A 21,012-nucleotide genomic window follows, 5' to 3' on the forward strand; every position below is an offset into this window, starting at 1 on the left:
TAAGGCGCCCAGGCTGTCAGCATCATGACCAGAAAATAACAACCCTGTCAGTTTCACCGGTGCGTTGGCTGACAGCGTTGTCAGCAAATTGTCAGGTTACTGTTGGTAAGCTGCCGGCAAAATACCGTTCAAAGGTTTACATAAGGAAGCCCCCGCGATGCGCATATTGTTGGTTGAAGACGAAGAGAAGACCTCGACTTACCTGAGCCGGGCGTTGGGTGAATCGGGTTTTACCGTTGATGTCTCAGCCGACGGCGCAGAAGGCCTGCACTTTGCGCTGGAGTTCGATTATGACGCGGTGATTCTTGATGTGATGCTGCCGGGTATCGACGGTTACCGCGTGCTTGAAGGGATTCGTAGCAGCAAACAGACGCCGGTGCTGATGCTCTCGGCGCGCGGCTCGGTGGATGAGCGGGTAAAAGGGCTGCGGCTGGGGGCGGATGATTATCTGCCCAAACCCTTTTCGCTGATTGAGCTGGTGGCGCGCATTCAGGCGCTGGTGCGCCGTCGCAGCAGCGATGGCGCCGACATCACGCAACTGCAAATCCATGACCTGCATCTCGATCTGCTGGCGCGGCGGGTTTTTCGCCACGGCAATCGGCTTGAGCTGACGGCAAAAGAGTTCGCGCTGCTCAGCCTGCTGGCGCGGCATCAGGGGGAAATATTGTCGAAAATGATGATCGCCGAGCAGGTGTGGGACATGAATTTCGACAGCGATGCCAACGTGGTGGAGGTGGCCATTAAGCGGTTACGCGCCAAAATTGATGCACCTTTTACTATTAAGCTGCTGCACACCGTGCGCGGCATGGGTTACGTGCTGGAAGTGCGGGAGCCTCACCATGATTAAACGTTCCATTTCGGTACGTCTCGCACTGATGTTCGTGCTGAGCATTGTGCTGATCGTGTCGACCATCGGCTTGCTGCTGCGCTCTTCACTGCATGACTCATTGCAAAAGCAGATGCATAACGAACTGCTGTTTCGTGAATCCTTAATGAGTCCGTGGATCACGGCGCGCACCTCAGACGAAGGCTGGGCGACGTTGTCCCGTAAATTTACCGATTTAACCAGCGCCGAAGGCGAACGCGTGCGTTACTGGATTTTGAGCGATGATGCGCGTTTTAGCCTCGGCGGCGCGCCGCCGTTGGGCGTGGATTGGGCTTCCTTGCAGGAAGGGTTTAACAAAGTGCCTGGCGCAACGGATGCCGCCTGCTCACTGTTCCTGCTGGTCAAAACCCTTGCGGCTCGCGGTGAGCGACCCGCGTTGCGCTACGTGGTGGCCATCGACTCAACGCCTTACATGGGTACGCTTGATGCTTTCACGCGTACCTTGCTGATCGTTTCGTCCATCGGCGTATTTATCGTGGCGCTACTGGGCTATGCCGTATCCCGTATTGGTTTGCGTCCGGTTGGTGCACTGAGCCAGCAGGCGCATCAGTTGGCACCGGGCGATCATACGCAGCGACTGGATACCGCCAGGTTACCGGATGAGCTGCAGCCGCTGGCTGCCGCCTTTAATGGTGTGCTAGAGCGGCAGGCGATTGCCTGGCGGCAGCTGGAGAGTTTCAATGCTGATGTCGCACATGAATTGCGCACGCCGCTCACCAATTTGATTGGTCAGACGCAGCTCGGGCTAGCGCGCCGACGCTCGCCGGCGGAGTTGGAGGATCTACTTGGCTCCAACCTCGAAGAGCTGGAACGCATGACCTCTATCGTCAACGACATGCTATTCCTGTCGCATGCGCATGCCGGGGAACACGCCTCACAGCTGACGCGCGTTTCCCTGCGCGCAGAGACGGTGAAAACCGCCGAATATGTTGAACCCTCCTTCGCCGAAAAACAGTTGAAATTGCAGATCGAAGGCGATGTTTGGGTGCATATCGACCGCCGCTTATTCCACCGTTCGCTGGCGAACCTGCTGGAGAACAGTGCGCGACATGCGGCACCGCACAGCACCATTAACGTTAACTTCAGTGAAAACGCCGGTCAGGCGGTGGTTGCGGTCACCAATCCCGGCGCCGCCATCGCGCCCGAACATCTGCATCGACTGTTTGAACGTTTTTATCGGGTTGACTCTGCGCGCGCCAAAAGTACCACCCATCACGGGCTGGGGTTATCGATTGTGCGCGCGGTCGCCATCATGCATCGCGGTGATGTGTTCGCGCGCAGTGAAGGTGGAATGAATACCTTTGGGCTGACCTTTGCCTTAACGCCTGAGCGTAAGCCGCTGTCAGCTGCCGCTCGCGATGTCGCAGCGATCAAAACTGACAGCATTGTCAGCAACCCGTCAGCATGACGACATCTGCGCCTCGTTAGAATCGATGCCTCGCAGCATCCACGTTCAATAAATAAAGGACGCATTGCATGACAGCAAAATCGGGCTTTCTGGGGCTATTACTGCCCCTTGCTTTCTCATCTTTTGCTGCCGAGCCGGTAGTAAAGATTACACCTGCCGGCAGCCAAGCGGCGCTTTCGGGTCCGCCGCAACATTTTACCGGCCAGGTACGCGTTGATCCGCTGTTTATGGCGGATGACCAGATCAATGCTTCGGCTGCCTATGTCACCTTCGAACCGGGTGCGCGATCGGCCTGGCATACCCATCCCGCCGGTCAGCGCCTGATTGTCACCTCGGGCGTAGGGTTAACCCAGCAGGAGGGGCAGCCGGTGCGCACTATTCGCGTTGGCGATGTGGTGTCGTGCCCGCCGGGCATCAAGCACTGGCACGGTGCCAGCGCCGAGAGTGCCATGACGCACCTCGCGGTGACCGGCAGAGTGGATGGCAAAAGTGTGAGCTGGCTGGAGAAAGTGACTGATGAACAATACCGTGCCGATTAAGTCCTTCGCCTTCGCCATACTCATGCTTTTTGCCGGTAACCTGACAACCTATGCTGCAACTCACCAGGGAGTAAAACCTGCAATGAATGAGTCATCGAATCAGTCCGAAACCCTCTCCGCACGACAACAAGCCATTCCTCTGATGGCGGTATTTATGGCAACCAGCAATATGGAAAAACTGGATGCCGCGCTGAATCAGGGGCTGGATGCTGGCTTGACGGTCAGTGAAGCCAAAGAAATTCTGGTGCAGCTGTATGCCTATACCGGATTTCCGCGCAGTCTCAATGCGCTGAGCGCGTTGATGAAAGTGACCGAAGCGCGTAAGCAGCGCGGCATCAAGGATGAACCGGGTAAAGAGCCGGTGCAGCCCATTCCGGTGGGGGATGCGCTGCGTCAGCTAGGCACCGCTAACCAAACCAAAATTTCTGGCGCGCCAGTGCAAGGTCCGCTGTTTGATTTTGCGCCGGTGATCAACCAGTTCCTGCAAAGTCATCTATTTGGCGATATTTTTGCCCGTGACAACCTTGACTGGCAAAGCCGCGAACTGGCGACGGTAGGTGCCTTAGCCGCCACGCCGGGTATTGAAGCGCAGCTGCTATCGCATACCCGTGCCAGTTTGCGAGTAGGGCTAACGCGTGGGCAGCTGCAGCATCTGGCGCAAATTTTACGTGCCAGCGGGGAAGAGCAGGCCGCTGCGCGCGCGGAAGCCGCACTGCGCGCGGCACAAGATACGCCATAAATTTCATGTCAGAGGAGCGAAGTCATGTCAGATGCGCATGATGCTAACCGCAGAGTGCTACTCAGCGCGCTGGCGGGCGCGGCGTTTTCCGCTGCCGTGCTTAAGCCGGCGTTGGCTAACACCGTGCCCGGGCAAAATAACCGCGCGACGCTGGTGGCGTATTTCTCCCGCAGTGGCAACACGCGGGTACTGGCAGGTGTTATTCATCGTCAACTCAAAAGCGATATTTTTGCCATTGAACCGGCAGTGGCCTATCCCGAGGACTATTTTCAAACGGTTGAGCTGGCGAAAAATCAGCGCGATCGGCAGGTGAAACCGGCGTTAAAAAACCGCGTTGCGGACTTTGATCGCTACCACACGATTTACCTGGGCTTTCCGATTTGGGGCACCACGGTGCCGCCGGTGGTGCAATCGTTTCTCAGCAGCCATGATTGCCGTAATAAACGCATCATTCCGTTTATTACCCACGGTGGTTACGGCATCGGCGACAGTGAAGCGATTCTCGCTACGCTGGCTGCGGCGGCGCAACGAGAAAAACCGCTGGTGCTGGAGTGCGATCAGGAGAGAAGAACCACCGAGACCGTCACCCATTGGTTAGCGACGGTTGGCAGCTAATACACAACATAAAAGAGGGACAGCGTGTGAAGAGAACGGTAAAAATCTGGGGTGTAGGTTTGCTGGTGGCGGGGTTTATCGCTACCAGCCACGCCGAACCGTTAGTGATTCAGGCACAAGGCAGCTTCGCTGCGGGCGGCACGGTGGTGACAGCGCCGGGACAATTTGATGCCAAAAAACCACTGGATGCAGCGGGCCAAACCTATCATGGCGACCACGCCGCGGTGTTTTATCAGATTCCGCAACATCCGCATAAATACCCCATCGTGATGCTGCATGGTGCCGGACAGTTCTCGCGTACCTGGGAAAGTACCCCGGATGGACGCGAAGGTTTTCAAAACATTTTCCTGCGTCGCGGATTTGCCACCTATCTGGTTGATCAACCGCGCCGGGGTGCGGCTGGTCGTAGCACGGTAGCCACCACCGTCACGCCAAAACCGGATGAACAGCTGTGGTTTAACCAATTCCGCCTGGGCGTATGGCCCACCTTCTTTAAAGGCGTGCAGTTCTCTCAGGATAAAGAGGCGCTGAACCAATACTTCCGCCAAATGACCCCTAATACCGGGCCGTTTGACGTCAACGTCATCTCCGATGCGATGTCCGCGGTTATCGACAAAAGCGGTCCCGCCATTCTGTTTACCCATTCACAGGGCGGCGGGCCTGGCTGGTATACCGCGATGAAAAACAGCAAGGTTAAAGCCATTGTCGCCTTTGAACCGGGCAGCGGCTTTGTGTTTCCCGAAAACGAATTACCGGCCCCGATGCCCAGCGCGTTCGATACGCTGAAAGGCGAGCCGGTAGCGCTGGACAAGTTTATGGCGCTGACCAAAATTCCGATTCTGATTTTCTATGGCGACAACATTCCGGATAAAGCGAGCAGCATGCCGGCGCAGGACAGTTGGCGGGTAAGGCTGGCGATGGCGCGCCAGTGGCGAGATGTGGTCAATAAACACGGTGGCGATGTGCAAGTGATCCATCTGCCGGAGATTGGCATTAAAGGAAATACGCATTTCCCGTTCTCCGATCTGAATAATGTGCAAATTGCCGACCAGGTTAGCGCGTTTTTCCAACAGAAGAATCTGCAGTAGCTGACCAGCAGGGTTGATTGATTCATGAATTGAGTTAATAAACCCTAGCTGATTACCGGGTCTAATCAAAACAATCCTCAGGCGTTATGCTTTCGGAAACTAACGAAAGGATAACGCCATGCAAAACATAAAACTGAATAACGGTCTCGAGATGCCGCTGCTGGGCTTTGGTGTGTTTCAGATGACCGATGCCGCGGAGTGTGAGCGCGCGGTGATTGATGCCATCGAAACCGGCTATCGGCTGATTGATACCGCCGCCTCATATCAAAACGAAACTCAGGTTGGCAATGCCATCAAGCAGAGCGGTGTGGCACGTGACGCACTGTTTGTCACCACCAAGCTGTGGCTGCAGGACACCAGCTACGAAGGCGCCAAAGCGCAGTTTGAGCGTTCGCTTAATCGTCTGCAGATGGACTATGTCGATCTCTATTTGATTCACCAACCCTACGGCGATGTGCATGGCGCCTGGCGTGCCATGGAAGAGCTGCATGCAGCCGGCAAAATCAAAGCCATTGGTGTCAGTAACTTCCAGCCGGATCGTCTGGCGGACCTGGTTGCGTTTAATAAGATTGTGCCGGCGGTGAACCAGATTGAAGTTAATCCCTTCAACCAGCAACTGCACGCGGTGCCGTGGATGAAGAGCCGCAACATTCAACCTGAAGCCTGGGCACCGTTTGCCGAAGGCAGAAACGGGTTGTTCCAGCATCCTGTCCTGACGGCGATTGGCGAGAAATATGGCAAAAGCGTCGGGCAGGTGGTGCTGCGCTGGATCTTCCAACGCGGCATTGTTTCGCTGGCCAAATCGGTACGCAAAGCGCGCATGGCAGAAAACATTAATGTGCTGGACTTTGCACTCAGTGACGCCGAAATGATGCAAATCACCGCGCTGGATAGCGCGACCAGCGCCTTCTTCTCGCACCGCGATCCAGCCATGGTTGAGTGGCTCACCGGCCGCAAACTCGATGTTTAATTACGCACCCTAAAACCTAATGGAGTGACACATGCAAAATCGTTATCTCGGCAACGCCAAACTCGAAGTTTCCGCGCTGGGTCTGGGCTGCATGGGGCTCAGCCATGGCTACGGTCCGGCCACAGACCGGCAGCAGGCGATTAAGTTAATTCACGCGGCAGTAGAGCGCGGCGTGACTTTTTTCGATACCGCGGAAGTGTACGGGCCGTATTTAAATGAAGAGGTCGTGGGTGAAGCTTTGCAGCCTTACCGTGACCAGGTGGTGATCGCCACAAAATTTGGCTTCACCTTTGGTGACGATAATAAGCAGCAAATATTGAACAGCCGTCCCGAGCATATCCGTCTGGCGGTTGAAGGTTCACTGCGCCGTCTGAAAACTGACGTGATTGATCTGCTGTATCAGCATCGCGTAGATCCTAATGTGCCGATTGAAGATGTGGCCGGCACGGTTAAGGATCTGATCAATGAAGGTAAGGTTAAACATTTCGGTTTATCGGAAGCGGGTGCCAATACCATTCGTCGCGCCCACGCCGTGCAACCGGTCACTGCGCTGCAAAGCGAATACTCAATGTGGTGGCGCGAGCCGGAGCAGGAGATTCTGCCGCTGCTAAACGAATTGGGTATTGGTTTCGTGCCGTTTAGCCCGCTAGGCAAAGGCTTTTTAACCGGTGCAATTAAATCAGGTACCACGTTTGGCGAGGATGATTTCCGCAGCAAAGTGCCACGTTTTGCCGCTGAAGCGCTGGCCGCCAATGAACAACTGGTGACCTTAGTGGCGCAGCTGGCGGCGGAGAAAGGCGTGACGTCGGCGCAGATCGCGCTGGCCTGGCTGCTGGCGCAGGCGCCGTGGATTGTGCCGATTCCGGGCACTACCAAGCTGCATCGTCTGGAAGAAAACCTCGGCGCCGCTGACATCGCGCTCTCCTCTGCCGAGTTAGTCAAACTGACGCAGGCTTTGGAAACCATCAAGGTGATCGGTGAACGTTATCCTGCTGCGCTGCAGGCGCGGGTAGGCGGTTAACCTCAACCACTTTGCGGCGCGTTCCTCGCGCCGCAAGCCATTCTTATGATGTATTTTCGATTGCATCGACGCTTTTTTATATTTGATGTTTTTTACTCATTGGGTATGCTCTGCGCAGTCAGGATCCTCCGGCCAGGGTTGGTTTAGACGGTGACAGAGAGCCCATGAAAAACAGTAATGACAAACAGTTAAGTGACGTGGTGATCGGTGATGCGGTGATTGAGTTATTCACTCACGATGCCGCAATTTCGCGTACTACGCTGATCGCCCAGTTAGAGAAGATGATTCAGGCGGGTGGAACGCCAGAGCGTATTCGCGTTGCCAGATTAGCCTTAGCAGAGGTTAACCGCAGCAGCCAATGCGATGAAGAAGAGTCAGACGAGGGTGTGATCAACATGTTGGCCAAACGCGCGGTGGCGGACGACAGCACCAAACACTGATTGAGGCATGCCGGACAGGGGTTGTCCGGCACGTTCGAGCGGTTTACCAACGGTATTTATTGGAATCTTCCCACTCTTTTACTTCTTTTTCCGCGCGGTCTTTTTCATAACCATAGCGTTCCTGAATTTTACCGACCAGCTGATCGCGTTTCCCTTCGACCACGGTCATATCATCATCAGTCAGGTCGCCCCATTTTTCCTTCACTTTTCCCTTGAACTGCTTCCAGTTGCCGCTAATACGATCTTCGTTCATTGTCGATCTCCCTATTTAGTCGTTACCGGTTACTGAATGATCACCGTTTGGCCGCATGCCAACGGATGTATTAATTCTGGCACAGAATTTGCGGTTTGCTGCGCTGCGGTGTGAGCTGACTCAAATATCTGATATTGAATAGTAGGGTGATTGCATAACCCTCTGTGATATAAGGTGTTATTCTCGCCTGGGTATACAGACTTGTCTCTGCTGGTATATAGTGAACGCCGAGAAGATTTTCAGTCAATTTTTGGAAACCCGCACTGCCTGATGTATCCGCTATGAGCAAAAAGTTAGCCACAGAAACGAAAAACCGCGAACGGGGCCGCCCAAGAGAATTTGATATCGAACAGGCTCTGGACAAAGCCATGATTGTTTTTCGGCAAAAGGGTTTTCATGCCGCTTCGCTGAGTGATTTGGGGGAGGCGATGGGGCTAACCGCGGGTAGCATTTACAAGGCTTTTAAAGATAAGCGCAGCCTGTTTTTACTGGTATTTGAGCGCTATCTTTCGGTGCGTAATGCCGACTTGCGCCAGCGGCTGGCGCAGTTCACCACCGGGCGCGAAAAACTTACCGAACTGCTGCAGTTCTATCTCGATTCTGCCCGTGCGGTTGAAGGCCGTACCGGTTGTCTGGTGGTGGGCAGTACGGTGGAGTTGCAGGTGCTGGATGAAGATCTGTCGCAGTTAGTGAGTGAAGCGGTGATCCGCAATAAAAACTTTCTCGCTTCTCTGCTGAAACTCGGCCAGGAAGATGGATCGGTCACACAGCATCTGGATATTGACAGCGCAGCGGGCTTGATACTCTGTATCGCCTTTGGCATGCGCGTAGTAGGCAAGATCACCGATGTAAAAGATGAACCCGCGACAATCAAGCTGGTGATGAAGCTGCTGGACTAAAATTTGTCTAATTAGGAGGTGGATACTTCCTAAATAAGCGAAGCGTGAAGCCGGAGGGCAAGTGAAAGACGAAGATTCAGACATTACGGAAGAGATTCGCGCATTGGTGGGGAGAGTGGTGACACGCATTCTCCGTCCTGATGAAGCGCTTACCGTTCAGGAACTGATTGGCGCGCTGTATCGCCTGAGTTTGCGCTCAACAGACAGCAAAACCAAAAGTGCCTGCGAGAAAGCCATTCGTATCCTGGCGAAAAAAATGCATTAATCCGGTCGCGCGTGCCGCGCCGTATTACTCCTCTCTGCGAAAGTCTGGCAATCCCTCGCCAAACAAAACCCGGGTGATTACAGCGGTCGATGCGCGGTTTCTTTCGCTTTCCACAGCGCGAACAGCGTAATCAGTAACGCCAGGCTGACGTACAGTGACACCCACAGCGTGCTACCCATCTCTTTGTAGAGCGAAGTAATGATCAGCGGAGCAAAACCGCCACCGATAATCCCCGCCAGCGTATAAGCCAGCGACGATCCGGCATAGCGCACATGGCTGGGGAACTGCTCCGTGACAAACGCCGCCTGCGGTCCGTACATCACCGCATGAATCAACAGCCCGCCAATCACCGCCAGCACAATCAGAATCGGCTGCGAGCTATCAAGCAATACAAAGAACACAAACGACCAGACGATGGCCAGCAGCGCACCGGCGATATACACCGGCCGACGGCCTAGCTTGTCGGAGAGCGCACCAAACATCGGTACGGTAATCGCATTGCCGATCGCGCCCAGCATGGTGGCCATTAACGCCAGCGGACGCGGCAGCTGCAGCACCGTGGTGACGTAAGTCAGGGTAAAAACCACCACCAGCGCATACAGCACATCCGAACCGATGCGTGAGCCGCCAGCAATCAACAGCTCGCGCGGATAGCGCACAAACACCTCTTTCAGCGGCGTATGGGTGGTTTTCTCTGCCTGCTGCATCGCCACAAAGGTCGGTGTCTCTTCAACGCCGCGACGCAGCCAGAGGCCAAACATCACCAGCAGCAAACTCAGCAGGAACGGAATGCGCCATCCCCATGCCTGGAACTGCTCGCCGCTCAAAGCCACCGTCACCAGCGTGATGAAGCCGGTGCCAATCAAGGTACCGCAAGATGGACCCACCTGGGCAAACGAAGCATTGCGACCGCGCTTATCCGCGTCGCCGTGCTCCATCGACAGCAGCACCGCGCCGGCCCATTCGCCGCCGAGGGCAATGCCCTGAATAAAGCGCAGCGCCACCAGCAGCACCGGACTCCAGATGCCCCACACCGCATAGCCCGGCAGCAAGCCCATTAGCGCGGTGGTCACACCCATAATCACCAGCGTGGTGATCAGCACCGCTTTTCGTCCGGCGATATCGCCAAGATGGCCGAAGATCAGGCCGCCCACCGGACGCGAAACGTAACCGACCGCATAGGTGGAAAACGCCAGAATAGTGCCGACCAGCGGATCGAAACTGGGGAAAAACACATGGTTAAACACCAGCGCCGCCATGATGTTGTAGACCGTAAAGTCATACCACTCCAGCGCCGTGCCAATCGAGCTGGCCGCTGCGAGGCGACCGGTTTTGGTGTGGCTGGCTGGCTCGCCAGTGGCGTGCTGCAATGTCGAATCGGTATTAGCCATGAGCCATCTCCTGTTTCGTTAACTGCCAGCTGAGGGCATAAAGTTGTACATCCGCGTTGAGGGTGGCAGCGGCAGCGGCAGCCAGCGTTTTGCACACCTGCGCATCGCGACAGGTCAGCAGCAGCATCGGCTGCATCGGGCGGCTTTCGCGGTTTTCGCGCGGCAGCGGTGAGCTCAGCGTGGTGTCGGGCGTCAGCAAACGTGAGGCGATGTAGCCCGGCGCGTGCTGCACGCTGTTTTGCCAATCGCCCAGCAATGCAACATCCGTACCGGCTGGCAACGTCAGCACCGCCAGATGGCTGCCGCTGCCTTGACCATGCTGGTGAGAGATGGCGCATACCCGGCGCATCGGGTTGATCATCTTGTTGAGGTTTTTCACCGACCATTCGGTCTGGCGCGTGAAGGCAGCGTGATAATCGGCGCTGGTAAAGGCTTCCAGCGATGCGGTCTCATACAGGCCGAGATACTTACGCTCGGCATCGATCGACTGATAGCGCGTGCCGCTGAGAAATCCAGCGATCGCCACGCGCTCTTCAACGTGCTCATGGTCATACCATTGGTTGAAATCCGCTTCATCTGCAGCATCGATATTGGTGGCGACAAACAGCATGCCGTGGGGTTGAGTCATGATCAGCTACTCCGTTTCAGGGTGGTTTCAAGCGCGGCAGCCCAGCTGAGTAATGCAGCATCGTTGCCATGGGTTGAGGACAGCATCAGGCCAACCGGCGCAGCGCCGGGTTGATGACAAGGCAGAGAAATTGAGCAGCCATCGAGCATGTTGATCACGCTGGTGTTGCGCAGCATCAGCATGTTGACCTGCATGTAACGCGCGGGGTCGTCGAGTTCGGCAAGGGTAGGGGCGATCAGCGGCACCGTCGGCATTAAGATGCCGTCGAACGGCGCCACGGCGTTTTCCACACGCTGCTGCCAGTCGGCGCGCAGCTGATAAAGCTCGGCGGCATCCGCGGCATTCAGCAAGCTGCCGCGTTTGATGCGCGTCAGAACCTGCGGATCGTAGGCGTCAGGCTGGGACAGCGCGTACGCCTGATGCCACTGCCAGGCTTCCCAGGCGGTAATGCCGCCGCGCGCGTTCATCGTATCCAGCTCCGCCAGCTCATCGAGCGGCAGTTCGGTTAGCTGCACACCCTGGGCGCGCAGCACCTCGAGCGCGCGTAGCCAGGCCGCACTGACGTGCTGGTCGAGCCCCGCCAGCACGCGCGTTTGTGGAATGACGAAATGCGCATCAGAGAGTTCACGCTGATCCATCACCAGCGGCTGCTCGGCAATTACGCTATCGAGCAGCCAGCAGCTGCGCACGTCGTGCGCAATCACGCCGATGCTGTCGAGCGACGCCGCCAGCGGCAGGGTACCGCGCTGGTCAATGCGGCTGGCGCTGGGTTTAAAGCCGGTTAATCCGCACAGCGCCGCAGGAATACGCACCGAACCGCCGGTATCGGTGCCGACCGCCGCCCGTCCCTTGCCTCCGGCCCCCGCCACCGCCGCGCCCGACGAGGATCCGCCCGGAATACGCTTCTCAGCACGCTGCCACGGATTGGCGGGCGTGCCGTAGTGCGGATTGATGCCGAGGCCGGGAAAGGCGAACTCGGTCATGTTGGTTTTGCCGCCGAGGGCCGCGCCGGCCTGTTGCAGCCGTTCAACCATGCTGGCGTTGGCTGCGGCCGGAGTGCCGTTGCTGAGTAAATGTGAGCCGGCGAGCGTCACTTCTCCGGCAACATCAAACAGATCTTTGATGCTGATCGGCAGGCCATCAATCGGGCTGCGCGCCTGACGCTGCTGCCAGCGCGCGCTGGCCTGTTCCGCCTGCTGCTGCGCCTCGGTGGCATATACGCGGGTAAAAACCCGCTGACCTTCGCCAGGTTCGGCGGCGATGGCACTCAGCGCATCCTGCGTCAGTTCTGCGGCAGAACCTTGTCCGGCGAGCAGCTGCTGGCTCGCTTGCCATAACGTCGTCATAAAGAATCCTTATCAGGCGATGACCGGCAACGCGCCGGTAATGTAGGTGTGTTCCAGCGTGCGATTCAGCACCGGATCGTGCAGTGCCATGCGGAATTCACTCGCTGGACGAATGCCGCCGATGGCGCTCAGCGTGCCGCACGACATGGCAAAGCCTTCCTCCACCTGGCGATCGGCGAAATAGCGCTGCAACAGATCGATTGGCGTGAGCAGCGATGACAGCGCACCCTGTTGATAGGTGACCCAATCGCCGTTCACTCTGATCCAGGCGCGCAGTTCCAGCTGGTCCCAATGCGCTTTCACCTCGGACATGCGCCAGGCATGACCGGCAACCGGCTTGATACACGCCTGTTTGGAAAGCGCCACGCTGAAGGTTTCCAGATGGCGATCGGTGTGATCGGAAATCAGCGAAACCCAGTATTCGCCGCGGTGGAAAAACACAAAGGGTTCGGCTTCGCCAGAGGTCTGTTCGCCGACCACTTCCAGCCGGGTTTGCTGAGTGAGCTGGTTAGTGGCGACGCGGTAAAACAGCGGCACTGCACCAGGAGCGGGCACGCCAAGTGCCTCCAGCTCCCTGATATGGTGCAGCACCGCAGCCTGATCGCGGCCAACCCAGCCGGCAATCACCAGCGCATTAACCTCTACATCCAGCACTGCGGCGTCTGCGTAATCAGTCGTGAAGCGTAATTGCATGGCTAAATCTCCAGAGTTGAAATGCGTGTGAAATTTCACAGTAATTTCAATCTAGCCATTTTCATGCCAGGTTTTTGTGTAAGATGTCTCAGTTACCTAATAAGGATGCGCGTGATGAGTAATGATATTGCTGAAAATGTGAGCTCGCCGACCCAGCCGAAGAGCCTTTCTCTCAACGAACGGGCGTATCTGGCGTTTAAGCACCGGCTGATCACGCTGCGTTACAAGCCCGGTGACTATCTGAATATCGCGCAGGTGATGGATGACCTTGAGATGGGCAGAACGCCGGTGAATCAGGCGGTGCATCGGCTGGAAACGGAAGGGTTACTGCAAATTATTCCACGCAAAGGGGTGATGGTTTCACCGCTATCGATTGATGATGCGCTGGAGTTAATTGAGGTGCGTTTAGTCAACGAGGCGCTGTGTTTGCGTTTGGCCTCGCAGCGCGTTAATCCGACGCAGATTGCTTATTTGCGCGCAATGAATCAGCGCATTGCCGACGCCAGCGCGGCGCGCGACCGGGAACAGATGATGTTGCTGGACCGCGAATTCCACCAGCTGCTGGCGGACATCGCTGCCAATGGACGCCTGGCCGATATCCTCAGCATCATCCATGCGCAGGCGCAGCGTTTCTGGGCGACAACGCTCTCCAGCGCTGCGCATATGAATGAAGTGATCGCCGAACATGAAGCGATTATCGCCGCGCTGGAGCAGGGCGATGCCGAGCTGGCCGAAGCCGCCGCGCGGGTGCACATCTATTCGTTTAAGCAGGCGCTGCTGAATAATTGACGGTGTTTGTGCGCGGATTATCGTTGAGATCAATACTCTGCCGCTTCTCCTGGCAAAGGCACTGAGAGTTCCATGCCCGCAACGCCGGCATAGAAAATAATCAGCTCGGCACTCTCATCGGTAGTGAATCCGCGATGCGCGATATCGATGGATTCATTAAATGCCTCGCCGGCACGGAAGGTTTTACTCTCACCGTTGTCTTTGTCCTCAATGGTGAGCGATCCCGACAAAATATAAGCGCTGTTAGGCATCGGATGGGTATGCCACGGTAACTCAGAGTGTGCAGGAATGGTCATCTTCATCACGGTAATTTCCGGCTTACCCGTCGGATAATTTTCTAATCGCTGACCATTCCAGGCATGCCCGCTCTGGAGCAAGATTTCCGCTGTATTGTGGTCGTAATTGTCAGAACGGCTCATTGGCGCTCCCGCGCATAAGTGAGTGCTAAATTTCTTATGCACAGGATAGTGGAAATTGGCGAGGCCGCTTATTCAGTCAAAAAGTGATTAATCGCTACGCGTTACCCGCAATCCTGCGGGTTAACTGTTGCTCGCTCAGTGAGCATCCCCACTGATCGCCTTACAGATTTGTCAGCGGGATTCAGGAATAGCTGAGATTTGATGAAATAAAAAAATCCACGCAATTGCGTGGATTTAAGGGTGTTTGTCAGCCAGAAGGAGATTCAATGAAATCTCATGCGACTGCTGCGGCCATTTAGACGTTGAACAGGAAGTTCATCACATCGCCATCTTTAACGATGTACTCTTTACCTTCTGAACGCATCTTGCCGGCTTCTTTCGCGCCTTGTTCGCCTTTAAAGGCAACAAAGTCATCAAAGGCGATGGTCTGCGCACGAATAAAGCCTTTCTCGAAGTCGGTATGGATTTTACCGGCTGCCTGCGGCGCAGTTGCACCAACCGGGATGGTCCATGCACGCACTTCTTTCACGCCAGCGGTGAAGTAAGTTTGCAGGTTCAGCAGTGCATAACCGGCGCGAATCACGCGGTTCAGGCCCGGCTCTTCCAGACCCAGTTCAGCCATGAACTCGTCGCGCTCGTCATCTTCCAGCTCGGCGATGTCCGACTCAACCGCAGCACACACCGGAACGACGACAGAACCTTCGGCTTCGGCAATGGCACGTACCTGATCGAGGTACGGATTGTTTTCGAAACCGTCTTCGTTGACGTTAGCGATGTACATGGTCGGTTTCAGCGTCAGGAAGCTGAGGTAGCGAATCGCCGCTTTCTCGTCAGCATCCAGCTTCAGTGCGCGCAGCATGCCGGCTTCAGACAGATGCGGCAGGCATTTTTCCAGCGCAGCCAGCTCAGCTTTAGCATCTTTGTCGCCGCCTTTGGCTTTCTTCTGGCAACGCTGAATAGCACGTTCGCAGGTGTCGAGATCCGACAGCGCCAGCTCGGTATTGATGACATCAATATCTTCCGCCGGGTTAACTTTGCCGGCAACGTGGATGATGTTGTCGTTCTCGAAGCAGCGCACCACGTGGCCGATGGCTTCGGTTTCACGGATGTTGGTCAGGAACTGGTTACCCAGGCCTTCACCTTTGGATGCGCCTTTTACCAAACCGGCGATATCGACGAATTCCATGGTGGTTGGCACCACGCGCTGTGGTTTAACAATCTCGCTCAGCTGATCGAGGCGCAGATCGGGCATTGGCACCACACCGGTGTTTGGCTCGATGGTGCAGAACGGAAAGTTGGCTGCTTCGATACCCGCTTTAGTCAGCGCGTTGAACAGGGTGGATTTACCGACGTTCGGCAGGCCCACAATACCGCATTTAAATCCCATGGTCTGATTACCTTTCTCACTGAGTGCGCAGCGCTGCAGAGCAGCGCCGACAGATTCAAAAAATTTCGCGCATTATACACAGAATTGCCCTGCGCGGCGCGGGAATTGGCCTTAGCCAGCCTTGAAGGCGTGCAGGCGGTTCATCGCCTTAATCTTGTCTTCTTTCAGCCACAGCTCGGTGCAGCGCACCGCTTCATCCACGGCATCGTCGATCAGCTTTTGTTCGCTGGCCGACGGTTTGCCCAGTACAAAACCGGTCACTTTATTGCGATCGCCCGGATGGCCGATACCGACGCGCAAACGGTGAAAATTATTGTTATTGCCCAGTTTGCTGATGATATCTTTCAGGCCGTTGTGACCGCCATGGCCGCCGCCTTGTTTGAACTTTGCCACGCCCGGCGGCAAATCCAGCTCATCGTGCGCCACCAGAATCTCCTCCGGCGCAATGCGATAAAACGTCGCCATCGCCGCTACGGCTTTGCCACTCAAATTCATAAAGGTGGTGGGCACCAGCAGGCGCACATCTTCGCCCGCCAATGACAAGCGCGCGGTATAGCCGAAGAATTTGGGTTCATCTTTTAACGACTGATTGTTACGGCTTGCCAGCAAATCCACATACCAGGCTCCGGCGTTATGGCGCGTTGCGGCGTACTCGGCGCCCGGATTGGCCAACCCTACAATCAGTTTAATGCTGCTCACGATGTTTATCCTGCCTTGCTGCGGAAAGGGCGATAGTTTACTGCCTGACGACACGGATGACAAAGGCCACAAACAGCAGATGATGCCGCTGTGTGACTAATCAATTTCTATCGAAATCAAGGCGCTGGCAGTAAAGATTTGTCAAAGGTTGTGAAGGATCTGTGATCCTGTACGCAACTTAACCGGTAGGTATTGCCTAAGCTTATGGCTAGTTAACCATATGTGCTGTTTTGCTTTTTATAAGGATGGAGGTGGATCATGAAACGTCAAAAATGCCGCGTGGTAGGTAATGGTTTGATGTGTCTGGGTTTACTGACGATGGTGCTCGGTGTCGGTTATTCCATTATTAATCAGCTCCCTTCACTTAACCTACCTCAATTTCTCGCGCACGGCGCCATGTTCAGCATCTTTGTTGGCGCGTTGCTGTGGCTGGTGGGTGCCCGCGTCAGCGGACGCGAAAGAGTTGAAGATCGTTATTACTGGTTGCGTCACTACGGCGACAAACGCTGCCGTCGCAATCACACTTCACACTAAGTGAGAGCGGTTTCCTGGCGTGGCTGTAACTGTGCAAGATAACGTTCGATACGGTTACGGCCGCTGGCTTTAGCGTGATACAGCGCTTCATCAGCCAGCGCCAGCAGCGGTGGAAAAGGTTGGCCGGGCTGCACAGCAGTGGCGAAACCAATACTTACGGTGTAGCGCACATCGTTAGGTTGCGATAGCTGCGTTGCCAATCGAATACGTTCACACACCCGCTGCGCCTGCTCGGCATCGCCTGGAATAATTGCCGCAAATTCCTCACCGCCCAGACGGGCAAAATGACCTTCCTCCGGCAATAACGCCTGTACCACCTGACAAAAATCGACTAAAACCTGGTCGCCTTGCTGATGCCCAAAGCGATCGTTGATGCTTTTGAAATGGTCCAGATCGAAGAGCACCGCGCTGTAAATAAATGGCTGTGACTGACGCGCGCTGCGCAGCACCATTTTATCGGCCTGTTCGAACAGCGCGCGGCGGTTCCACACGCTGGTGAGCGGATCGTGCATCGAGGCCAGCTTATGGGCGATTTGCGTGCGTTCATTGACCATCGCCAGAATGGTGAAGGTGAGGCCGATGACAAACAAAATCGATTCAAGAATCACATACACCGAGAAGCTGGAGCCGCCAATGGCGCCGCGTACCGGTGAAGCCACCGCATCATCGAGAAAGATGCGCGCCACGTGAAACAGCAGATGAATCCACAGCAGAATTTGCGCTGGCCAGAAGGTAACGGTTAACGACGCGCGTACGCGCCACAGCAAGCGGATTAGCGCTCCGGTATAGATGATGCACAACAGGCACACCACCAGCACGCGCTTCGGCTGGCTGTAATAAAACTCGGGGAACAGGCACAGAATGGCCCACAGCAATCCGCCGCCTAACCAGCTGAGTCCAAGGGGTTTTGCACAAAAAATACGGAAGGCATTCAGTAAATTACCGTAGGCAAGCAGTAGCATCACATTGCCAAGCGCCACCGGCAAAAAATGCAGACCAGCGCTGCGTAAACTGCTGAGAAGCACCGCGGCAAAGGTTAAAACCAGCGCCAGCGTGGTGCAGCCCAGCACGCGATCGTATTGCGCACCGACCCAGGCAAAAATCAAAATGATACTTAAAAACCCCAGCACATAGAGCTCGCAAACAAACAGTGTGTAAATGTCGAGAGTCATAGTGGTCGGAGCTCTTAGCTAAAGTGTGGAGAAAAATACCATTAATCATTGGACCGCTAAAGGGCAGCAATGCGCGTAGGCAGAAAAGAGTGGATGGCAGCGAGAATAGCGGATTTTAACGAAATTTATCGCGGAAATATCAGCGGGGAAAGTGGCTTAATCGGTGAGTAAAATGATGGCGGGCAGGCAAAGAAAAACCGGGCACAGGGCCCGGTTTCACACGATGAATTAATGCTCAAACATCGCGGAGATGGATTCTTCGTTGCTGATACGACGAATCGCTTCGGCCAACATGCCAGACAGCGTCAAAGTACGCACGTTTGGCAGTGATTTCATCTCTTCCGACAGCGGAATGGTATCGCAGACAATCACCTGGTCGATCACCGATTTACGCAGGTTTTCTACTGCATTACCGGAGAAGATGGGGTGAGTGGCATAAGCGAATACGCGTTTCGCGCCGCGCTCTTTCAGCGCTTCAGCCGCTTTGCACAGCGTACCGCCGGTGTCGATCATATCGTCGACCAGTACACAGTCACGGCCGGCAACGTCGCCGATGATGTGCATCACCTGAGAAACGTTCGCACGCGGGCGGCGTTTGTCGATGATAGCCATATCGGTGTCGTTGAGCAGTTTGGCGATAGCGCGAGCGCGCACTACGCCACCAATGTCTGGGGAAACGACAATCGGATTTTCCAGACCAATCTGCAGCATATCTTCCAGCAGAATTGGGCTACCAAATACGTTATCCACCGGAACATCAAAGAAGCCCTGGATCTGTTCAGCATGCAGGTCAACGGTGAGAACACGGTCAACGCCCACGCTTGAAAGGAAATCGGCAACCACTTTGGCGGTGATCGGCACACGAGCAGAACGCACACGGCGATCCTGACGCGCATAGCCAAAGTAAGGAATTACAGCAGTAATACGACCAGCAGAAGCCCGACGCAATGCGTCGACCATCACAACCAGCTCCATCAGATTATCATTGGTGGGGGCACAGGTGGACTGGATGATGAAAATATCACCACCGCGTACATTTTCGTTGATCTGTACACTTACTTCACCATCACTGAAACGGCCAACAGCGGCGTCTCCGAGGCTAGTGTAAAGGCGGTTGGCAATACGTTGTGCTAGTTCCGGGGTGGCGTTACCAGCAAATAGCTTCATATCAGGCACGAGAAGAACCTCAGGCTTGGCGTCCAGAGAATGAACGGCTCTAGAGTAACCGGCGAATACCAAAGAGCATGTTCATACGGGTGTGTTAATGCGCAACGTGCAGTATCTGGAACGTGTGACACTGTCACGGAAACGCTTATAGCCCAGAAAGTGTGCGCTGCAACGGCGAGATATTAAGCCCGCGCGCCACAAATCCGCAAATCCATTTCGGGGCAAGCTCCAGCACCTGACGTGCGGCGGACTCGGTGTCAAATTCAGCAAACACACAAGCTCCGGTCCCAGTCAGGCGCGACGGCGCGTATTCTAGCAGCCAGGAAAGCAGCTCATCAACCTTACGAAAACGTTTTCTTGCCACAGCCTCACAATCATTGTGAAAAGGACGCTGCAACAGTTCATCTAATGTGCGGATTGGTGAATCACGCGTCAGATCGGGATCGCGAAACAGATCGGGCGTGGCGATGCTAACGCCGGGATGCGCCACCAGATACCATTTTTCTTCAGGTGTCGCGGGTTGTAACTGTTCCCCAACGCCCTCGGCAAAGGCGGCGTGTCCGCGCACAAACACTGGCACATCCGCGCCCAGTTTGATGCCAATCGTTGCTAAGTCATCTACGCTCAACTGGGTGTGCCACAAATGGTTAAGCGCTACCAGCACCGTGGCGGCATCGGAAGAGCCACCCCCTAAACCGCCGCCCATTGGCAGCACTTTCTCCAGCGCAATGGTTGCACCGGCATGCACTGGCATGGTGCCGCGGGCGGCAGCGAACTGTTTCAGCGCCTGGGCGGCACGTACAATCAGGTTCTCTTCATCCGGCACGCCATCCAGCGGCGTCAGCAGCGTAATCTTGTCGCTGCTATCGGCTGCAATCTGTAACGTGTCGCCGTAATCAAGAAACTGAAACAGCGTTTGCAGGTTGTGATAGCCGTCTGGACGACGGCCGGTGATGTATAAAAACAGGTTCAGTTTTGCTGGCGCAGGCCACGTGGTGATCATTGGATGATCCAGCTATCCATGCGCAGTTTGATACGCTGACCGCCTTCAGTCAGCTCCAGATTCGCCGGCAGTGGCGGGTTAACCTTGCTGTCGTAATCCGAGATATTCACCTTCCACTGCTGGCCATTGCGGCTGTAGTTCAGGCTTTGCAGCTGATAGTGGCTGTTGAGCTGATAATCGCTGGCATCGCCGGGCAAGCCCATCATCCACTGACGCAGATTGGCGAGTGGGATATCCATGCCGGTAAGCTGAGAAATCATCTTCTCAGCATCGTTGCTCACGTAACGCTTGCCTTTATTATCGACGATCTGCACTACCGAGCCCTGCGCATCAAGCTGCAGTTCGGTGCTGCCGAGCGGATTGGTCAGCAGTAGGCGATAGCGATCGGCGGCGGTTTGCTGCCAGTTAAAGCGCGCATACACTTTTTGTTTATCCGAAAGATAAGCGAACGCACCGCGCGTCTGATATTGGCTGATTTTGGTTACAGCCTGCTGGTGCTGCTGCCATTGGGGTGACGTGGTGCTTGGGCCCGGACCTTGTGGTTTGTTAATGGTACATGCAGCCAGTAACACGCTGGCAAGGGGTAAAAGGCGCAGTAACTTGCGCGGGGGCAAATGCATCACGTGGTCATCTCCTCAGACACGTTTTTACTTCGTAACCG

Annotated in this window: 25 protein-coding genes; 13 read left to right on the top strand and 12 right to left on the bottom strand. The window is 55.4% G+C overall.

The window, feature by feature from the left end; translation table 11 throughout:
- Nucleotides 1-157: 157 nt before the first annotated feature.
- The 9 genes from AC790_RS12810 (at nt 158) to AC790_RS12850 (ending at nt 7,706) form a co-directional block, all read left to right on the top strand.
- Complete coding sequence (locus AC790_RS12810) at nt 158-847, top strand: heavy metal response regulator transcription factor (RefSeq protein WP_049852031.1); 690 nt, start codon at nt 158-160, stop codon at nt 845-847.
- Complete coding sequence (locus AC790_RS12815) at nt 840-2,294, top strand: heavy metal sensor histidine kinase (protein WP_049852032.1); 1,455 nt, start codon at nt 840-842, stop codon at nt 2,292-2,294. Before AC790_RS12810 ends, AC790_RS12815 begins: the two co-directional genes overlap by 8 nt.
- Before the next feature lie 68 nt (nt 2,295-2,362).
- Nucleotides 2,363-2,833 (top strand): cupin domain-containing protein, encoded by a 471-nt coding sequence (locus tag AC790_RS12820; protein WP_049852033.1) that lies wholly within the window; start codon nt 2,363-2,365, stop codon nt 2,831-2,833.
- Nucleotides 2,811-3,572, top strand: a complete 762-nt coding sequence (locus AC790_RS12825) for a carboxymuconolactone decarboxylase family protein (protein ID WP_049852034.1) — start codon at nt 2,811-2,813, stop codon at nt 3,570-3,572. Before AC790_RS12820 ends, AC790_RS12825 begins: the two co-directional genes overlap by 23 nt.
- A gap of 24 nt (nt 3,573-3,596) precedes the next feature.
- A complete protein-coding gene (locus AC790_RS12830) occupies nt 3,597-4,187 on the top strand; it encodes a flavodoxin (protein ID WP_049852035.1) in 591 nt (196 codons plus the stop codon).
- A gap of 44 nt (nt 4,188-4,231) precedes the next feature.
- Nucleotides 4,232-5,275 (top strand): alpha/beta fold hydrolase, encoded by a 1,044-nt coding sequence (locus AC790_RS12835; RefSeq protein ID WP_235440740.1) that lies wholly within the window; start codon nt 4,232-4,234, stop codon nt 5,273-5,275.
- Nucleotides 5,276-5,393: 118 nt separating this feature from the next.
- Nucleotides 5,394-6,245 carry an aldo/keto reductase gene (locus AC790_RS12840; protein WP_049852037.1) on the top strand — a complete coding sequence of 284 codons (852 nt, stop codon included), beginning with the start codon at nt 5,394-5,396 and terminating at the stop codon, nt 6,243-6,245.
- Between the two features lie 31 nt (nt 6,246-6,276).
- Nucleotides 6,277-7,266: an aldo/keto reductase gene (locus tag AC790_RS12845; RefSeq protein ID WP_049852038.1), complete on the top strand. Its 990-nt coding sequence runs from the start codon at nt 6,277-6,279 to the stop codon at nt 7,264-7,266.
- A gap of 164 nt (nt 7,267-7,430) precedes the next feature.
- Nucleotides 7,431-7,706 carry a hypothetical protein gene (locus AC790_RS12850; protein ID WP_049852039.1) on the top strand — a complete coding sequence of 92 codons (276 nt, stop codon included), beginning with the start codon at nt 7,431-7,433 and terminating at the stop codon, nt 7,704-7,706.
- A 43-nt stretch (nt 7,707-7,749) separates the two neighbouring features.
- On the opposite strand, the gene AC790_RS12855 is transcribed toward AC790_RS12850, so the two are convergent.
- Nucleotides 7,750-7,959 carry a CsbD family protein gene (locus AC790_RS12855; RefSeq protein ID WP_007892931.1) on the bottom strand — a complete coding sequence of 70 codons (210 nt, stop codon included), beginning with the start codon at nt 7,957-7,959 and terminating at the stop codon, nt 7,750-7,752.
- Between the two features lie 281 nt (nt 7,960-8,240).
- On the opposite strand from AC790_RS12855, the gene AC790_RS12860 reads away from it, so the two are divergent.
- On the top strand, nt 8,241-8,858 hold the full coding sequence (locus tag AC790_RS12860) for a TetR/AcrR family transcriptional regulator (protein ID WP_049852040.1): 618 nt from the start codon (nt 8,241-8,243) through the stop codon (nt 8,856-8,858).
- Nucleotides 8,859-8,919: 61 nt separating this feature from the next.
- Nucleotides 8,920-9,123, top strand: a complete 204-nt coding sequence (locus AC790_RS12865; RefSeq protein WP_007892927.1) for a hypothetical protein — start codon at nt 8,920-8,922, stop codon at nt 9,121-9,123.
- A 77-nt stretch (nt 9,124-9,200) separates the two neighbouring features.
- Here the strand turns inward: AC790_RS12865 and AC790_RS12870 are convergent, their stop codons facing one another.
- From AC790_RS12870 to AC790_RS12885, 4 genes are read right to left on the bottom strand one after another with little or no spacing between them, the layout of a single operon-like run.
- Nucleotides 9,201-10,514: an MFS transporter gene (locus tag AC790_RS12870; RefSeq protein WP_007892925.1), complete on the bottom strand. Its 1,314-nt coding sequence runs from the start codon at nt 10,512-10,514 to the stop codon at nt 9,201-9,203.
- Complete coding sequence (locus tag AC790_RS12875; protein ID WP_049852041.1) at nt 10,507-11,142, bottom strand: DUF4286 family protein; 636 nt, start codon at nt 11,140-11,142, stop codon at nt 10,507-10,509. Before AC790_RS12875 ends, AC790_RS12870 begins: the two co-directional genes overlap by 8 nt.
- A gap of 2 nt (nt 11,143-11,144) precedes the next feature.
- Entirely contained in the window at nt 11,145-12,488 is a 1,344-nt protein-coding gene (locus tag AC790_RS12880; protein WP_049852042.1) for an amidase, read from the bottom strand.
- A gap of 12 nt (nt 12,489-12,500) precedes the next feature.
- Nucleotides 12,501-13,181: a DUF2848 domain-containing protein gene (locus AC790_RS12885; protein ID WP_007892919.1), complete on the bottom strand. Its 681-nt coding sequence runs from the start codon at nt 13,179-13,181 to the stop codon at nt 12,501-12,503.
- A gap of 114 nt (nt 13,182-13,295) precedes the next feature.
- Between AC790_RS12885 and AC790_RS12890 the strand changes: the two genes are divergently transcribed.
- Entirely contained in the window at nt 13,296-13,970 is a 675-nt protein-coding gene (locus AC790_RS12890) for a GntR family transcriptional regulator (protein WP_007892918.1), read from the top strand.
- Nucleotides 13,971-13,999: 29 nt separating this feature from the next.
- Here AC790_RS12890 and AC790_RS12895 read toward each other — a convergent pair whose 3' ends face one another.
- From AC790_RS12895 to pth, 3 genes are all read right to left on the bottom strand, one after another.
- The gene (locus AC790_RS12895) at nt 14,000-14,389 is read right to left on the bottom strand and encodes a cupin domain-containing protein (RefSeq protein WP_049852043.1); all 390 of its coding nucleotides are present in this window, start codon (nt 14,387-14,389) and stop codon (nt 14,000-14,002) included.
- Between the two features lie 295 nt (nt 14,390-14,684).
- Nucleotides 14,685-15,776: a redox-regulated ATPase YchF gene (gene ychF, locus AC790_RS12900; RefSeq protein ID WP_007892915.1), complete on the bottom strand. Its 1,092-nt coding sequence runs from the start codon at nt 15,774-15,776 to the stop codon at nt 14,685-14,687.
- Between the two features lie 111 nt (nt 15,777-15,887).
- The gene (gene pth, locus AC790_RS12905; protein WP_049852044.1) at nt 15,888-16,475 is read right to left on the bottom strand and encodes an aminoacyl-tRNA hydrolase; all 588 of its coding nucleotides are present in this window, start codon (nt 16,473-16,475) and stop codon (nt 15,888-15,890) included.
- 258 nt (nt 16,476-16,733) lie between these two features.
- Here pth and ychH point away from each other — a divergent pair, with 258 nt between their 5' ends.
- Entirely contained in the window at nt 16,734-17,009 is a 276-nt protein-coding gene (gene ychH, locus AC790_RS12910) for a stress-induced protein YchH (protein ID WP_007892909.1), read from the top strand.
- On the opposite strand, the gene AC790_RS12915 is transcribed toward ychH, so the two are convergent.
- From AC790_RS12915 to lolB, 4 genes are all read right to left on the bottom strand, one after another.
- A complete protein-coding gene (locus tag AC790_RS12915; RefSeq protein WP_007892906.1) occupies nt 17,006-18,181 on the bottom strand; it encodes a GGDEF domain-containing protein in 1,176 nt (391 codons plus the stop codon). The genes ychH and AC790_RS12915 overlap by 4 nt on opposite strands.
- Nucleotides 18,182-18,409: 228 nt before the next feature.
- A complete protein-coding gene (prs, locus tag AC790_RS12920) occupies nt 18,410-19,357 on the bottom strand; it encodes a ribose-phosphate diphosphokinase (protein ID WP_006118899.1) in 948 nt (315 codons plus the stop codon).
- A 136-nt stretch (nt 19,358-19,493) separates the two neighbouring features.
- A complete protein-coding gene (gene ispE, locus AC790_RS12925; protein ID WP_049852045.1) occupies nt 19,494-20,351 on the bottom strand; it encodes a 4-(cytidine 5'-diphospho)-2-C-methyl-D-erythritol kinase in 858 nt (285 codons plus the stop codon).
- Complete coding sequence (gene lolB / locus AC790_RS12930; RefSeq protein ID WP_049852046.1) at nt 20,348-20,971, bottom strand: lipoprotein insertase outer membrane protein LolB; 624 nt, start codon at nt 20,969-20,971, stop codon at nt 20,348-20,350. The genes ispE and lolB overlap by 4 nt, the downstream gene beginning before the upstream one ends.
- Between the last annotated feature and the right edge of the window lie 41 nt (nt 20,972-21,012).

This window comes from Pantoea sp. RIT-PI-b (assembly GCF_001187905.1).
In the GTDB taxonomy this organism is placed as follows: domain Bacteria; phylum Pseudomonadota; class Gammaproteobacteria; order Enterobacterales; family Enterobacteriaceae; genus Pantoea; species Pantoea nemavictus.